This window comes from Actinoplanes sp. NPDC051411, assembly GCF_040682075.1.
Lineage (GTDB): Bacteria > Actinomycetota > Actinomycetes > Mycobacteriales > Micromonosporaceae > Actinoplanes.
In genome coordinates this window covers 1-15,503 of record NZ_JBFBAD010000024.1, presented here as the reverse complement: position 1 = coordinate 15,503, position 15,503 = coordinate 1, and the positions used below count along the sequence as shown (strand labels likewise).

Annotated in this window: 16 protein-coding genes and 1 pseudogene; 11 read left to right on the top strand and 6 right to left on the bottom strand. The window is 70.6% G+C overall.

From position 1 onward, the window contains the following. Positions 1 to 12: 12 nt before the first annotated feature. The 3 genes from AB0M88_RS15550 to AB0M88_RS15540 are packed head-to-tail and all read left to right on the top strand — an operon-like array spanning position 13 to position 1,392. Positions 13 to 357 carry a metalloregulator ArsR/SmtB family transcription factor gene (locus AB0M88_RS15550; RefSeq protein ID WP_364101403.1) on the top strand — a complete coding sequence of 115 codons (345 nt, stop codon included), beginning with the start codon at positions 13 to 15 and terminating at the stop codon, positions 355 to 357. Further along, on the top strand, positions 354 to 836 hold the full coding sequence (locus tag AB0M88_RS15545) for an SRPBCC domain-containing protein (protein ID WP_364101400.1): 483 nt from the start codon (positions 354 to 356) through the stop codon (positions 834 to 836). Before AB0M88_RS15550 ends, AB0M88_RS15545 begins: the two co-directional genes overlap by 4 nt. Then, the gene (locus AB0M88_RS15540) at positions 823 to 1,392 is read left to right on the top strand and encodes a TIGR03086 family metal-binding protein (protein WP_364101397.1); all 570 of its coding nucleotides are present in this window, start codon (positions 823 to 825) and stop codon (positions 1,390 to 1,392) included. The genes AB0M88_RS15545 and AB0M88_RS15540 overlap by 14 nt, the downstream gene beginning before the upstream one ends. Positions 1,393 to 1,616: 224 nt before the next feature. Here AB0M88_RS15540 and AB0M88_RS15535 read toward each other — a convergent pair whose 3' ends face one another. The 3 genes from AB0M88_RS15535 to AB0M88_RS15525 form a co-directional block, all read right to left on the bottom strand. Continuing rightward, a complete protein-coding gene (locus tag AB0M88_RS15535; protein ID WP_364101394.1) occupies positions 1,617 to 1,991 on the bottom strand; it encodes a transposase in 375 nt (124 codons plus the stop codon). 110 nt (positions 1,992 to 2,101) lie between these two features. Next, positions 2,102 to 2,362, bottom strand: coding sequence for a transposase (locus AB0M88_RS15530; protein ID WP_364101391.1), 261 nt, complete (start codon positions 2,360 to 2,362; stop codon positions 2,102 to 2,104). A gap of 118 nt (positions 2,363 to 2,480) precedes the next feature. Beyond that, entirely contained in the window at positions 2,481 to 3,443 is a 963-nt protein-coding gene (locus AB0M88_RS15525; RefSeq protein WP_364101388.1) for a winged helix-turn-helix domain-containing protein, read from the bottom strand. 279 nt (positions 3,444 to 3,722) lie between these two features. On the opposite strand from AB0M88_RS15525, the gene AB0M88_RS15520 reads away from it, so the two are divergent. From AB0M88_RS15520 to AB0M88_RS15500, 5 genes are all read left to right on the top strand, one after another. Beyond that, on the top strand, positions 3,723 to 4,373 hold the full coding sequence (locus tag AB0M88_RS15520; RefSeq protein WP_364101385.1) for a GntR family transcriptional regulator: 651 nt from the start codon (positions 3,723 to 3,725) through the stop codon (positions 4,371 to 4,373). 7 nt (positions 4,374 to 4,380) lie between these two features. Then, positions 4,381 to 5,376: a 1-aminocyclopropane-1-carboxylate deaminase gene (locus tag AB0M88_RS15515; RefSeq protein ID WP_364101382.1), complete on the top strand. Its 996-nt coding sequence runs from the start codon at positions 4,381 to 4,383 to the stop codon at positions 5,374 to 5,376. An 18-nt stretch (positions 5,377 to 5,394) separates the two neighbouring features. After that, on the top strand, positions 5,395 to 6,162 hold the full coding sequence (locus AB0M88_RS15510; protein WP_364101379.1) for a hypothetical protein: 768 nt from the start codon (positions 5,395 to 5,397) through the stop codon (positions 6,160 to 6,162). Between the two features lie 108 nt (positions 6,163 to 6,270). Then, entirely contained in the window at positions 6,271 to 9,534 is a 3,264-nt protein-coding gene (locus AB0M88_RS15505) for a TIM-barrel domain-containing protein (protein ID WP_364101376.1), read from the top strand. 66 nt (positions 9,535 to 9,600) lie between these two features. Beyond that, positions 9,601 to 10,380, top strand: coding sequence for a transposase family protein (locus AB0M88_RS15500; protein WP_364101373.1), 780 nt, complete (start codon positions 9,601 to 9,603; stop codon positions 10,378 to 10,380). A gap of 144 nt (positions 10,381 to 10,524) precedes the next feature. On the opposite strand, the gene AB0M88_RS15495 is transcribed toward AB0M88_RS15500, so the two are convergent. Continuing rightward, positions 10,525 to 10,728, bottom strand: coding sequence for a cold-shock protein (locus AB0M88_RS15495; protein WP_364101370.1), 204 nt, complete (start codon positions 10,726 to 10,728; stop codon positions 10,525 to 10,527). A 352-nt stretch (positions 10,729 to 11,080) separates the two neighbouring features. Between AB0M88_RS15495 and AB0M88_RS15490 the strand changes: the two genes are divergently transcribed. From AB0M88_RS15490 to AB0M88_RS15480, 3 genes are all read left to right on the top strand, one after another. After that, positions 11,081 to 11,383, top strand: a complete 303-nt coding sequence (locus AB0M88_RS15490; RefSeq protein ID WP_364101367.1) for a hypothetical protein — start codon at positions 11,081 to 11,083, stop codon at positions 11,381 to 11,383. Between the two features lie 70 nt (positions 11,384 to 11,453). Further along, positions 11,454 to 11,990 carry a DUF6245 family protein gene (locus AB0M88_RS15485; RefSeq protein WP_364101364.1) on the top strand — a complete coding sequence of 179 codons (537 nt, stop codon included), beginning with the start codon at positions 11,454 to 11,456 and terminating at the stop codon, positions 11,988 to 11,990. A 16-nt stretch (positions 11,991 to 12,006) separates the two neighbouring features. Then, the gene (locus tag AB0M88_RS15480; RefSeq protein WP_364101361.1) at positions 12,007 to 12,966 is read left to right on the top strand and encodes a serine hydrolase domain-containing protein; all 960 of its coding nucleotides are present in this window, start codon (positions 12,007 to 12,009) and stop codon (positions 12,964 to 12,966) included. Positions 12,967 to 13,100: 134 nt separating this feature from the next. Here AB0M88_RS15480 and AB0M88_RS15475 read toward each other — a convergent pair. Together AB0M88_RS15475 and katG are read right to left on the bottom strand one after the other, a co-directional pair. After that, positions 13,101 to 13,367, bottom strand: a pseudogene (locus AB0M88_RS15475) (histidine phosphatase family protein); the annotation flags it as partial. A 325-nt stretch (positions 13,368 to 13,692) separates the two neighbouring features. Beyond that, a partial coding sequence (gene katG / locus AB0M88_RS15470) for a catalase/peroxidase HPI (protein WP_364101358.1) occupies positions 13,693 to 15,503 on the bottom strand: 1,811 nt, incomplete at its 5' end.

Sequence of the window (15,503 nt, the reverse complement as noted above, 5' to 3'; positions counted from 1 at the left end):
GGGTGGGTGGCGATGGCGGCAGACGCGCTGTCCCGGGTGTTCTCGGCGCTCGCCGATCCGACCCGGCGCGACATGGTGAGCCGCCTCGCGGCCGGTGACGCGACCGTCAACCAGCTCGCCGAGCCCTACCCGATGTCGCTCCAGGCGGTCTACAAACACCTCAAGGTGCTCGAGGAGGCCGGGGTGGTCAGCCGGCCGCCGGGGCCGCAGCCCCGCCCGGTGCGGCTGGACGCCGAGATCTTCGACCTGATGGACAGCTGGATCGAGCGCTACCGGCGCCAGGCCGAGGAGCGCCACCGCCGCCTCGACGCCATCCTGGCCGAGATGAACGAGCAGCAGGAGGGAAGTGCGGCGTGAGCACCACGGCCGAAACCACGATCGAAGCCGATCCGGCGGTGCCGATCATCCGCCTGACCCGCGACTTCGCGGCCACGCCCGGGCAGCTGCTCCGGGCGCACACCGACCCGGCGCTGTTCGTGCGGTGGAACGGGCCGAACTCGCTGGAGACGCGCATCGACCAGTGGGACGCCCGCTCCGGCGGCAGCTTCCGGTACGTGTCCTCGCGCGAGGGTGCGGAGTTCGCGTTCCGCGGCTGCTTCCACGAGATCCGGCCGGACCGCATCGTGCGGACGTTCACCTACGAGGGCGACCCGGACGGCGTGGCCCTGGAGACACTGTGGTTCGAAGACCTCGGCGCCGGCCGCACCCGGCTGCGCACCCAGTCGCTGGTCGACAGCTTCGAGACCCGCGACGGGTGGCTGCGGAGCGGCATGGAGGTCGGGGTCAACGAGGGCCACGCCAAACTGGAGGAGCTGATCACCCATGGCACTGTCTGACCTTCCCGCCGAACGGCACCGGCAGATCGGCCGGGACTTCACCGACCGCGTCCAGGGCACCCGGTCGTGGGACGTGCCGTCCCCGGTCGCGGCGTGGACCGCCCGCGACGTGGTGCGCCACCTCGTGGAGTGGTTCCCGCCGTTCCTGCGGGCCGGCTCCGGCGTCGAGCTGCCGGCCGGCCCGCCGGTCGACGACGACCCGGCCGGAGCGTGGCAGGCGCACTGCGACGCCGTGCAGGCGCTGCTCGACGACCCGGCCACCGCCGGCCGGCGGCTCACCAACCCGCACATCGGCGAGCTGCCGCTGGACCGGGCGATCGACCAGTTCTATACCGCCGACGTGTTCATGCACACCTGGGACCTGGCCCGGGCCACCGGCCAGGACGACCGCCTCGACCCGGACTTCTGCGCCCGGATGCTGGCCGGGATGGAGCCGATGGAGGAGCTCATCCGGTCCTCCGGGCAGTACGGCCCGAGGGTCACGGTGAAGGACGACGCGGACGCGCAGACCCGGCTGCTGGGCTTCATCGGCCGCGATCCGGAGTGGACTCCCTAGTAGGGCTTTGTCATGGTCCTCTTCCGGCTCGTTGAAGGTGTTGCGGGAAGTGGGTGTGGCAGGTCGGGCAGATGCCGATGAGGCGGGCCAGAACGGCTTGCAGGCGTCGGAGTACGGCGTAGAGGGACATTGCGGCGCACGGGTTTTTGGGTCCAGGCGTTGCAGGGTGAGGAAGCCGTGCGCGGCCGAGACCAGGGTGGTGTGGTGGTGCCAGCCTTGCCATATCAGCCAGCGGATCGGCAGGTCACCGAACCCGGCGGCGCGGCGGTGTGTCCAACTGGCCGGGCGCACCCGCAGGAACACGAACGTGCCGTGCAACACCTGGATCCGGCCCGCGCGGCGGCGTGAACCGGGCCGCCATCGGATCCGGCGGGCCGCGCCGCGCCCGGCGGCCAGGACAGGGTTTTCAGGCTGGGTGCGGCCTGACGATAGATCAGCGCCGGCCGGCCGGCACCCTTATAAGGCGGCGCCGTGCGCTTGGTGTCGATCGTGAACGCGGTGTGGGCGCTGTTCACCCCGACCACGTAGGTCATCGTCCGATCCCCGAGTGCTTGCCGGAACTCGGCCGCGTCGCCGTATCCGGCGTCCGCGACGATCAACGGCGGGGTCAGCCCTCACGACACCGTCTCGTCGATCATGTCCAGCGCGAGTCGCCATTTCTCGTGATGCACCGCATCCTCAGGCATCGCCGCCCGGCGTCGGCGTCCAGTCACGTCCGGGCCGCCAGCCGCCGCCGCACCCCGGCGGCATCCCACGGGCTGTTCGTGACGAAATGGTTCAACGCCTGCTCGTTCGGCCCGGCAAGCCGGGCCGCCATCGGCTGGATCGACTTACGCTGCCCATCCAACATCAACCCACGCAGATGATCGGTGGCCCGACCCTGCCACCCAGACCTGGTCAAAGACGCGAACACATCTCCGACGAACTCGTCCAGGCCATCGGCCAGCTGCTGCACCTCGGCGACGTCCATCAACCCACGACACCAACATCAACCAACCCCTGTCACCATCGACCACCCGAACGTGACAAAGCCCTACTAGGACCCGCCTGCGGGGCCGGAGGAGCCGCGGCGGAGCGGGCGGCCGGGGTCAGCCGAGGTTGAGGGCGAGCAGCTGGCGGCCGGCCGCGGTGAGCCGGTGGGTCGCTCCGCCGCGGCCCCGGTCGGTGACGACCAGGCGGGCGGCGCGCAGCACCGCCAGGTGTTCGGAGGCGGTGGCCGGGCTGATCCGGATCTCGGCGGCCAGGGCCATCGTGCCGGGGGCCCGGTCGCCGGCCAGCGCGGCCATCAGGCGCGCCCGGGTCTCGCCCAGCAACCGGCCCAGCGACGACGGGCCGGCGGGCGGATGACGCGTGACCAGCGGGACCAGCGCCGGGTAGGCGAGGACCGTCGGCTGGTCGTCGGCCCACTGCACGCGCACCTCGTCGCGCAGCCACGGTGACGGGACGAAGGTCAGGCCGTGGCCGCCCGACCGGACCGTGTGGTCGAAGGGGCGGTCGAGCTCCAGCGTCATGCCGCGCAGGCGGAGGGACGGGTGCAGGCCGTTGATCGCGGCGGCGAGGCCCTGCGTGGCGCTCTGCTGGGAGCGGGACGCCACGTCGGCGTCGCGCACCAGCTCGACCTGGGGCCGGTAGGGCTCGATCGCCACCGCGTGCAGCGACCGCATGCCGGCGCTGACCTCCTCCAGGGCGGCCGGGCGGCCGTCGGCGACGCCTCGGACCTGGGCCGGCATCGGCCCGGACTCGACGAAATGCCCGGCGTACGAGGCGAGGTCGGCTCGGGGCCGGCTCAGGATCCACTCCATGGCGTCGTCGAGGGTGTGCGCGGGTGGCACCTCGAAGTCGAACGCCGGGCCGGTCGGCGGCAGGAGCGCCAGGACGATGCCGCTGGAGGCGGGCAGCCGGGGCACCACCGCCCGGTGCCAGTCGGCGAGCCAGGGAATGCGCCGGCTGCGCAGCGCCCGCCCGGCGGCCATGATGTCGTCCATCGGACCGGGCCGGGTCTCGAAGCGGGCGGTCAAAAGATCTTGCGGCTGCAGTTCGAGACGCCACATGCCCTGCTCCCCACCTCGCGTGCGCAGCCTATCGAGAGGTGTCAAGCAATTCGGCCTCAACCGAAGCGCCTTCCGGGGCCCCGCGACGCTCCCTACCGTTCAGGGCGTGTCCTGCCGGTCACGGGGAGCGAGGTCACGTCCGGGTGTGGCCGGGCGGGCCGGAACTCCCACGACCGGCAGGACGCGCCTGCGGGCGTACGGGGGATGGCCGGTCGGTTCGGAGGCCGACCGGCCATGTGGGGTCTTGCGTCTTGCGATATATCGCATATCGTATGCGGCATGCCGGTCCCCTCGCCCAGCGCTCCCCCAAACCGCACCCTGCTGCGGGAGCACGCCTTCCACGCCCTGCGCGCCGCGATCGTCGACGGCACGCTCACGCCCGGCGAGAAGCTGGTCGACACCGAGCTGTGCGCCTGGCTCGGCGTCAGCCGCACGCCGGTGCGCGAGGCCCTGGCCCACTTGGAGAAGACCGGCCTGGTGCAGATCCAGCCCGGCCTGCGCACGGTCGTCGCCCCGCTCGACGCCCGCGCGGCCGTCGAGGCGCAGGCGGTCGCGGCGAGCATGCACGAGCTGGCGGCCCGCGCGGCGGTGCCGCTGCTGACCGAGGAGCACGCGGCCGCGATGGACCGGGCCAACGCGAGCTTCCAGGACGCGCTCGGCCGCGGGGACGTCGACGCCGCGATCGCGGCCGACGACGCGTTCCACCGGGTGTTCGTCGAGCTGGCCGGCAACCGCATGGCCGCCGCGATCCTCGACGACGTGACGCCGCTGCTGCGGCGCATGGAGCGGGCCCGGTTCGGCGCGCTCGCCGGGCGGTCCTCGGTCGCCCAGCATCGTTCGATCGTGGAACTGGCCCGGGCCGGCGACACCGAAGGCGCGGCCGCCGTCGTCCGTGCCAACTGGCTCACGCTGCGACCCGTACTGGAATGAGGACCACATGTCGCTCGACGATTTCGACCGCTATCCGCTGCTGTTCGGGCCCAGCCCGGTGCACCGGCTCGACCGGCTGACCGCGCACCTCGGCGGCGCCCGGATCTGGGCCAAACGGGAGGACTGCAACTCCGGGCTGGCGTACGGCGGTAACAAGACCCGCAAGCTCGAATACATCGTGCCGGACATCCTGGCCAGCGGCGCCGACACGCTGGTGTCGATCGGCGGCTACCAGTCCAACCACACCCGGCAGGTCGCGGCCGTGGCGGCCAGGCTCGGCCTGAAGGCCCGGCTCGTGCAGGAGAAGTGGGTCGACTGGCCGGACGTGGTCAACGACAAGGTCGGCAACATCCTGCTGTCGCGGATCATGGGCGCGGACGTACGCCTCGACCCGTCCGGCTTCGACATCGGCCTGCGCGACTCGTGGGAGCAGGCGATGGAGGACGTGCGGGCGGCCGGTGGCACGCCGTACGGAATCCCGGCCGGCGCCTCCGAGCACCGCCTGGGTGGCCTGGGGTTTGCGCAGTGGGCCCGCGAGGTCGAGCAGCAGGAGCAGGAGCTCGGGGTGTTCTTCGACACGATCGTGGTCTGCACGGTGACCGGCTCGACCCACGCCGGCATGATCGCCGGTTTCGCGGGGCAGAACCGGCGCGTGATCGGCATCGACGCCTCGGCGACCATCGAGAAGACCCGCGCCCAGGTCGAGCGGATCGCCCGGCACACCAGCGCGCTGATCGGGGGGCCCGAGCCGCGGGACGACGAGATCACCGTGCTCGACGGCTGGGCCGGCGATCTCTACGGCATCCCGGTGGCGTCCACGATCGACGCGATCCGCCTGACCGGCTCGCTCGAGGGCATGATCATCGACCCGGTGTACGAGGGGAAGTCGATGGCCGGCCTGATCGATCTGGTCACCAACCGGGACATCCCCACCGATTCCACCGTGCTCTATGCCCATCTCGGCGGCCAACCGGCGCTCAACGCCTATGCCGGAGCCTTCTGATCGTCCAAGATCGACCATGTGGACGGATGGACGATCTTCTTCCTCGTGGTCAACGCGGCCTGGGTGATCACGTGCCTGGTGCTGGCGGTGCGGGCCGGGCGCCGGTGGCGGGGCATGTGGCTGGCCGAGGCGGTCGCCTTCACGGGCCTGTTCGGCCTGGTCTGGCTGGCGAACCCGGCGATGTCGCTCGGCGTCGTCTCGATCTTCATCCCGGACGCCGGGTTCGCGGCGTTCGCGCTCTGGTTCGCGGTCGGGGTGGGCCGGGACGGGGCCTGGTTCGGGTGGGCCGTCGCCGCCGTCGTGCTCACCTGGGGCATCCTCGTCGTCGGGGTGGCGCTCGGCCACTCCGACCGGCAGCAGGGCATCACCGACCGGGACCGCGACACGAAGGTGCTCGGCGGCCAGCAGGTCGACCTGGCCCAGAACCACGTTCCGATCCTCTGGGTCGACCATCCGCCGGCCGTGGCCGACGCCGGCGTCCCGGCAAGCGCCGGGCCGACCGCCGAGAAGATCGAGCGGTCGGTGTTCGGCCCGGGCACGCTGACGATGGTCGTCAACGCGGCTGCCGGCTGCGAGGCGGCGGCCGTGGTGGCCGAGGAGCGGGCCACCACGCTGGACGTGATGGTCGTGTTCGAGCGCAGCCCCTTCCTCAGCCCCCTGCCCTCCCCGCCGGCCGATGACTTCTGCAAGGCGACCACTCCGGGCATCTTCACGTCCTCCACGGTGGCCGTCCAGATCGACCTGCCCGGCACGACGACGGCGACGACCGTCGTGGACGCCTCCTAGATGGGCTGACTGGCCAGTATCGATGCGGGCCTATTGACAGGCGGATCGGCGCCCCCAAAGCTGAACGACGCTACGTGTCGGGTGTGTTACGCGATCCGAGGGGGCGTCGTGTCTCTCCGCAGGCTCTCCGTGCTTGCCACCGTTCTGCTGGGGCTGGCCACCACCCCGGGTGCGGCGCTCGCCGCGCCCAAACCGGCCGACGTCAAGGGACAGACCGTCCAGGCCGGCCACCTGCGGGTGCAGGTGCTCAGCCCGACGATGCTGCGGCTGGAATACGCCGCCGACGACCACTTCGAGGATCGGGCGACGTTCAACGCGGTCGACCGGAAGCCGGGCCGGACCTGGTTCCGGGCCAGCACGCGCGGCGGCGAGCTGGAAGTCCGCACCCAGAAGGTCACCCTGCACTACCAACTGGACAGCGGCCCGGTCACCACGGCCAACACGACACTCGATCTCGGCGCCACGAAGATCCACCCCGGCTTCGGCGTGCAGCCCGGCAACACGCTCGGCGGGTGGTACCGCGGGCTCGACTACTACGCCGGCCAGGCCGGGCCGGTCGACCAGCTCAATCTGCACCCGGGGCTGCTCGACAAGGACGGCTGGTACCTGCTCGACGACACCGCCACCGCCGTGCGGACCGGCGACGACTGGGTCACCCCGCGACCCGCGCGGACGGGCGCCTATCAGGACGGTTACCTGTTCGGTTACGGCCACGACTACGCGCAGGCGCTCAAGGATCTGCGGACGCTGACCGGGCCGAGCGTGCTGCCGCCGGAGTGGGCGTTCGGCACGTGGTTCTCGAAGTACAACGCGTACAGCACCAACGACTACGAGACGTCGCTGCTGCCCGCCTTCGAGCAGCACCGGGTGCCGCTCGACTCGCTGGTCGCCGACACCGACTGGAAGGCGCCCAACCAGTGGGCGGGCTGGAACTGGAACAGCTCGCTCTTCCCCGATCCGGCCGCCTTCATCAAGGACCTCCGGAAGCGCGGGATCAACCTCACGCTCAACATCCACGCGGCGATCAGTGGCGATGACCCTCGCTTCGCCGCCGCGCAGGTCACGGCCAAGGGCAAGCTGCAGCCGTCGACCAACAGCTTCGCGCCCAACCCGTACAAGTTCGACTGGAGCGACCCCGACCAGGCGGCCGCGTACGAGCAGCTGCACCAGCCGTTCGAGCAGGACGGCGTACGCCAGTGGTGGCTCGACTACTGCTGCGACGACAGCGGCGTGAGCATGCCCGGCCTGACCGCGGACAGCTGGGCCAACGAGCTCTACCGGCGCGACGGCGAGGCCCGCGGCCTGCGCGGCTTCTCGCTCGCCCGGATCGGCTCGTCGTTCCCGGCCTACACCACGGTCGGCGCGAGCGGGCCGTGGGCCGAGCACCGCAGCACCGTCCAGTTCACCGGCGACACCGAGGCCACGTTCGCCACGCTCGCCTTCGCCGCCGCGATGACCCCGGCCGAGGGCGCGAGCATCGGACAGGGCTACGTCAGCCACGACATCGGCAGCTTCGCCGGCAAGCACCTCAGCGACGACCTCTACCTGCGGTGGGTGCAGCTGGGCGCGTTCCAGCCGATCCTGCGCCTGCACTCCGACCACGGCGACCGGCTGCCCTGGGAGTATTCCGGCGCGGTCAGCGGCCCGGCGGCCGACTTCCTGCGGCTGCGCGAGTCGCTGGTGCCCTATCTCTACACGGCCGCCCGCCAGAACTACGACACCGGCCTGCCGATGACCCGGGCGCTCTATCTGACCTGGCCGTCGCAGGATCAGGCGTACCAGCACGACACCGAGTACACGCTCGGGGATTCGCTGCTGGTCGCGCCGGTCACCACGCCCGGGCTCTCGACCACCGAATCGGTCTGGTTCCCGCCCGGCACCTGGACCGACTTCTTCACCGGCGAGACCTTCCGCGGCCCGGCGACCCGGACGGTGTCAGCCACGCCGACACACATGCCGGTCTATGTGCGGGCGGGCGGGATCCTCGCCCAGCGCGGCGACGGTTCGGCGAACGTCGCCAACCAGGACCCCGCGCGGCTCACGCTGACCGCGTTCCCGCACGCTCCGGGGGTTTCCGAGGTGTACGAGGACGCCGGTGACGGCCTCGGCTACCGCACCGGCCAGTCCGCGCGGATTCCGGTGCGCTACAACGAAGGCCGCCTCTCGTCGATGACCGTGGGGCCGGTCTCCGGCAGCTACCCGGGCGCGCCGCGGACCCGCGACTACACGGTCGCCTTCGCCGACGTGTCGAAACCCCATGTGGTCACGGCCGCCGGGCGGCCGGCGCATTGGACGTACGACGGGGCCCGGCACCTGCTGACGGTGACCGTTCCGGCGACCGCGTCCAACCGGGCGGTGACCGTGGTGCACGACGGCGCGCCGTTGACGCTCGGGCAGCAACCGGCAGTCGACGTCAACTTCACGGCGCCGGACGGGCTTCAGTCGGGCGCGAAGAGCACGCTGGTGACGACCGCGCACAACAACGGGCCGGGCACCATCACCAACGTGGCGGCCACGGTCGACGCGCCCGACGGCTGGGTCGTGACGCCGCGCGGGGCGACCACCGCGGCGGCCCTCGCCCCGGGAGCCACCTTCACCGCGAGCTACGACGTGGTCCCGACGGGCCCGTCGCCCCGTAGTGCGAGTGTGGTGGCCCACGTCGCGTACAGAAATCCCGATGGCACCGCGGCGAGCCTGCCCGCCGCACTCACCGTGCCCATTGTCCCGGTCGCGGTGACCTTCCGGGTTCTGGCGCCGCCCGGCACACCGCCCGACGCGACGCTCTATGTGCCCGGCAGCATCGCCCAGCTCGGCCCGTGGGACCCGGCCAAGCAGCCGATGACCTATCAGGGCAACGGCGTCTGGGAAGCCACGGTGTCCATCTTGGACGGCACCGATCTGCAGTACAAATACACCCGGGGCACCTGGGAGACGGTCGAGGAGTGGGGCTCGATCACCGGCACCAACAACCGCAGTGTCACCGTCGACGGCGGCATCACGCACACGATGCTGGTCGACGACACCTCGACCGACTGGGGCAACGCCACCATCCCGGACAGCCACAAGGCGATCCAGTACTGGCGTGACCCGCTCGTGGTGTCGACCACCGCCACGGCGAACGCGGTGACCGCGAAGTTCGAACGCGACATCCAGCCGACGGGCGCGGACTACACCGGTGCGATCACGGTGACCGGCGCGTCGGGAGCGGTGGCGGGCACGGTCGCCGAGACCGACCCGGGCACGCTGGTCTGGACCCCGGCCGCTCCGCTGCCGGCCGGCGACTATTCCGGCACCGTGTCTCAGGTCACCAGCGCCGTCTCCGACGGGGTGCCGATCGCGAAGCCCTACACGTTCAGTTTCACCGTCGGTTAGCCCGCTCTAAGGGATGTCTCGTAACCCGGTGATCGTCTGGTTCGGACGGTCGTTGATCATGTCTGGGTGCAGGTGTTCTCGGCTGCTCGTACAGAGTTGATCCACCCGTTCACCGGGTTGCACCCGGCCCAGTTCCACCGCCTCGTACGGCTGGTCGCTCGTCGCGGTGGTGACACGATCGCCGACGGGCGGCCAGGACGGCAGTGGGCGCTCACCCTGCCGGATCGGGTCTTGTTGGTGGCCGTGTACTGGCGTACGAACCTGACCATGCGCCAGATCGGCCCGCTGTTCGGTATCTCGCACTCCGCCGCCCACCGGGTGATCGACACCCTCGGACCGCTGCTTGCCCTCGCGCCGGTCCGGCGCCGCCCGAAAGACCAGATCGCGATCGTCGACGGCACCTTGATCCCGACCCGCGACCACCGCCTGGCCGCGCAGAGCAAGAACTACCGCTACTCGGCGAACCTGCAAGTCGCCATCGACGCCACCACCCAACTGGTCATCGCCCTGGGCGACCCACAGCCCGGCAACCGCAACGACACGATCGTCTACCGCACCAGCGGCATCGATCAGAAACTCGCGGGGCGGGAGGTGATGGCCGACGGCGGCTACCGCGGCAACCCGCAAGTGATCATCCCGTACCGCAAACCCCGCGACGGCAGTGAACTGCCGGCTTGGAAACAGGACTACAACGCCGGACACCGCAAAATCCGCGCCCGTGTCGAGCACGCCCTGGCCCGGCTGAAGACCTACAAGATCTTGCGCGACTACCGCCGCGCCGGGCGCACCCTCGCGGTTACCGCAGCCGGAATCGCCCACCTTCACAACATCGCCCTGGCCGGCTGAACCCCGACAAACCAGCACGCGGTCACGCCACCATCGAGTTACGAGACATCCCTTAGCGGGACTCATTTTTGAAACAAATGACAATCGAGAAAACGCCGAACGGCGGCCCGCTGAACCAGTCGGGCCGCCGTGGCAGAGCGTGGATCAGAGCGGGCGAATATCCGACGCCTGCGGGCCCTTCGGGCCCTGCGTGATGTCGAACTCCACCCGCTGGTTTTCCTCAAGACTGCGGAAACCGCTCGTCGAGATCGCCGAGAAGTGGGCAAAGACGTCGGCGCCGCCGCCATCCGGGCTGATGAAGCCGAAGCCCTTGTCGCCGTTGAACCACTTCACAGTGCCCTCAACCATGTCTGCTCCTCTGTGAGCTCTTCGAGACCACCCTGTGCGGACTCTTGTGCCACCGCGTTGATCACCCGCGTCGGAACCGACACGAAAAACGAAAAGCGCCCGATGGGTTCAGATAACCCGTCAGGCGCCAAAAACGTCTGTGGAAACCAAAACTGCAACGCGGTCACCGTATCACGGAATCATCCACCCGCCGCCGAACCCCGCCGTTTCGCCGCCACAAATACGCGTAGGGTGGGTGACGGACCGGTTCGCCACCACCGGCGCATGGCCGGCGTCCAGTGGCGCCCGCCTTCGGCTCGGCGCCATGTGGCCCTTGCGGCGCGACTGGCTGACCGACTGCACAGGAGACGAGATGACCTTGACGTCCACCCCGACCACGCTGCGCAAGACCCCGCGGGAGAAAGAGGCGGACAGCTTCCACGCCGCGCTCGCCGCGGTCCTGACCGCCGGGCTCGACGACGCCCTCGAGGCGGGCGACCACACGAAAGCGGTCAGCTTCATCAATCGCGGCTTCGCCGAGGGCGACCCCCAGCTCGGCTGCGACCTGCTCTGCCGGGCCATCGAGGTCGTCGGCCCGGCCCGCACCTGGACCGTGCAGATCGCACCGCTGAACCACCTGCGGCAGCGCTTCACCCAGCAGCCTCCCCTGGACTGATCCGGCGCGTCTCGATCCAGGCCGGGCCAGCGACGTCGATGTCTGTTCGGTACATCGATATCGTCGTCGCATGGAGTCGACGGAGTCGGATGACGTAGCCGTTGATCGGCTGGTGGCGGCGCTCGGCGCTCTCGGGGAGGACGCCGCCCGCCGCGGGAACGGAATCGACGAGCTCGGCGGCCCGGCCGCCCATCGGGCCTGGTTGGCGAGCGCGCTGCTGGGTGCCGTGCAAGCCGAGGCTATGGCGGCGGACCGCGCGCCGCTCAACAGAGACGCCCGTTACGCGATCTGGCAGCGACAGCTCGACGCTGCCGGCGTCGCGCAGGTCGAACTCATTCGGTGGCAGGTGCGGCGTGCCTGTGCTCCGCTACCGGCGATGGCCGCGGAGCAGGCCACCGATCCGATCCCGCTGGCCGCCGGCCAGGCCGCGGAAGGCTTACAGGCGCTGTTGTCCGTCATGGTGGCGACCCAGGGAGCGATCGCCGCCGGCGACGTCCCGAGACTGGCCGGTCAAGCGGCCAAGCTCCGCGAAGCCCGCAAGGTGCTACGGGCGGCGGTCGACAATACCGAACTCCTACTGGAACTTCTGGGATCAGTCGACATATAGCGCGACGGACGTGCGAATGAGGCAGCAGCTCGAACGGATCGTGGCCGCCGGGGCGCCCGGAGTCATCGCCGCGGCGAGACGTGGCCCGGAGTTCGAGCGCTGTGCGGCCGGCGTCGCCGACACGACGACGGGGCGCCCGCGCAGTGTGGACGAGCATTTCCGGATCGGCAGCGTCACCAAGCTGTTCACCGCCACGGTGCTGCTGCAGTTGGTTGCCGAGGGACAAGTCGAGCTTGACGAGAGCTGCCGCCGGATGCTCAACCACACCAGCGGCATCTTCGACTACGGCGACGACCCTGGCTTCGTCGAAGCTTTCACCGGCACCACGTTCCTTACCGCCCGGTTTCGCGGCTACCAGCCGGACGAGCTCGTCGCGCTCGCCCTCGCTCACCCGCCGACCTCCGCGCCCGGCACCACGTGGCAGTACTCCAACACCAACTACATCCTCGCCGGGCAGATGATCGAGCGGGTCACCGGAAACACGTACGCCGAGGAGCTGCACCGCAGGATCGTCCGGCCTCTCGGCTTGACCGGCACGCACATGCCAGGATCGCAGACCGCGCTGCCCGAGCCGCATGCCCGGCATTACTCCCCGCTGATGCTGCCCGGCGCGACGCAACATGACGTGACCGAGTTGAACGCCGGCTACGCGTGGGCGGCCGGCGGGGTGGTATCGACGCTTGCCGACCTCACCTGTTACCTCGCCGCGCTGCTGCGCGGTCATCTCCTGCCGCCGGATCTGCAGGAGCAGTTGCTCACTGAGGCGCCGGGCAGCAGCTACGGCCTGGGCATCGTGCGCTGGCCGCTGTCCAACGGCCTGACCGTCTGGGGCCACAACGGCATGATCCACGGGTCGTTCACCGTCGCCGCCGGAACCCGCGACGGCGAGCGGGTAGTCGCCGTCAACGTCAACAGCGACGACCGCGACTACTCGATCGAGGCATTCAGCGACCTGTTCGACGACGCGCGCTCCTGAACCCGGCGCGATGCGCCGGCAGCCGGACATCTGCGGCTCGATCGAGGAGGGTCAGCCAGCCAGGTCACCGTCCGCGCGAACCACCATGCGGCGCCGCCCGGCCGGGCCCGGGCTGGTCGCGTGCAGCGAGGCGGTTACGTGATCTCGGACAGCTCGGGGTTGGTGGTCACGTCGGTGAAGCGAAGGCGGTAGATCGCTGGCATCGGCATGCGCTGCCAGGCAGCCTGGTCGATCGGCCGGCCGAAGCCGGACAGCGCCTGCGCGATGAACGTGCCGTGACCGGCGACGAGAAGGAGCCGGCCGCGATTGCGGTTCGCGAGCAACCGCACGGCGTCGACCGCGCGGGTGCGGAGCTGGTCGAGGCTTTCCCCTCCGGGCCGTGCGGAGGAGGGGTCTGCCCAGCTTGAGCACGGCCACCAACCCGTCCGCCTGCCGCAGCCCGTCCGGCGTCAGCGGGCGGGTGAATTCGTCCGGACCGCCGGCGGTCGGCGGGACGGACCGGGCGTGACGGACCAGCACGATCTCGGTCGGCCCCAGGTTGATGGTCAATGGGCACGGCTCCACAGTCACAGCAGTTCCGGCCGGCGCGGGCGGCGGCCTCGCGCGAGCAGTCGGCATGGTCATCGCTCGGGCAGAACCCGACCGACAGCCGGGCGAACCCAACCAGCAGTCCTGAGCATGAGAAAGGCCGGCCGCTGAACAGCGGCCGGCCTTCTCACAGCACAATCAGGCCAGGTCGAACCGGTCGAGGGTCATGACCTTGTCCCACGCCGCCACGAAGTCGCGGACGAAGCGGGCCTGCGCGTTCTGCGCGGCGTAGACCTCGGACAGGGCGCGCAGCTGGGAGTGCGATCCGAAGACCAGGTCGACCGCGGTGGCGGTGAACTTGGCCTCGCCGGTGGCGCGGTCGGTGCCGACGTATTCGTTCTCGTTGTCGGTCGCCGTCTTCCACTCGGTGCCCATGTCGAGCAGGTTGACGAAGAAGTCGTTCGTCAGCGCGCCCGGGCGGGAGGTGAAGACGCCGTGCTTGGAGCGGCCGAAGTCGGAGCCGAGGGCCCGCAGGCCGCCGATCAGCACCGTCATCTCGGGGGCGCTCAGCGTGAGCATGTATGCCCGGTCGAGCAGCAGCGTCTCGGGCGACAGCTTCTCGCCCGCCCGCAGGTAGTTGCGGAAGCCGTCGGCCCGCGGCTCGAGGAACGCGAACGAGTCGACCTCGGTCTGCTCCTGGGTCGCGTCGGTGCGGCCCGGCGCGAACGGCACCGTGATCTCGACACCCGCGTCGCGGGCGGCCTTCTCGACCGCGGCGCCGCCGGCCAGCACGATCAGGTCGGCCAGCGAGATCTTCTTGCTGGTCTGGGCGGCGTTGAACTCCTGCTGCACCTGCTCGAGCTTGCCCAGCACGACGGCCAGCTCGGCCGGGTTGTTGGCCTCCCAGTCCTTCTGCGGCGTGAGCCGGATGCGGGCGCCGTTGGCGCCGCCCCGCTTGTCGGTGCCGCGGAAGCTGGCCGCCGACGCCCAGGCGGTCGAGACCAGCTGGGAGACGGTCAGGCCGGCCTCGAGGACCTTGGCCTTGAGGGCGGCCACGTCGTCGGCGTCGACCAGCTCGTGGTCGACGGCGGGAACCGGGTCCTGCCAGATCTGGACCTCGGACGGGACCCACGGGCCCAGGTAGCGCGAGACCGGGCCCATGTCGCGGTGGAGCAGCTTGAACCAGGCCTTGGCGAACGCCGCCTCGAGCTCCTCCGGGTGCTCCCAGAAGCGCCGCGCGATGGGCTCGTAGATCGGGTCCACCTTGAGCGCGAGGTCGGAGGTCAGCATCATCGGGGCGACCCGCTTGCCGGGGACGTGGGCGTCCGGCACCGCGTCGGCCGCCGCGCCGTCCTTCGGCTTCCACTGCTTGGCGCCGGCCGGGCTCTCGGTGAGCTCCCACTCGTAGCCGAACAGGTTGTCGAGGAAGCCGTTGTCCCACGTGGTCGGCGCGCTGGTCCACGCGCCCTCGAGGCCGCTGGTGACCGCGTCGGCACCGACGCCGGCGCCGGTCGGGTTCTTCCAGCCCAGGCCCTGCTGCTCGATCGGCGCGCCCTCGGGCTCGGCACCCAGGAAGTCGGCCTTGTGGGCGCCGTGCGCCTTGCCGACGGTGTGGCCGCCGACGATCAGCGCGACGGTCTCCTCGTCGTTCATCGCCATGCGGCCGAACGTCTCGCGGATGTCGCGGGCCGAAGCGAGCGCCTCCGGGTGACCGTTGGGGCCCTCCGGGTTGACGTAGATGAGGCCCATCTGGACCGCGCCGAGCGACTCGCCGAGCTCACGGTCGCCGCTGTAGCGCTCGTCGCCCAGCCAGGTGTCCTCGGGACCCCAGAAGATCTCCTCCGGCTCCCAGACGTCTTCGCGGCCGAACGCGAAGCCGAAGGTCTTGAAGCCCATCGACTCGTAGGCCACGTTGCCGGCCAGGACCAGCAGGTCGGCCCAGGAGATCTGGTCGCCGTACTTCTGCTTGACCGGCCAGAGCAGCCGGCGGGCCTTGTCGAGGCTGGCGT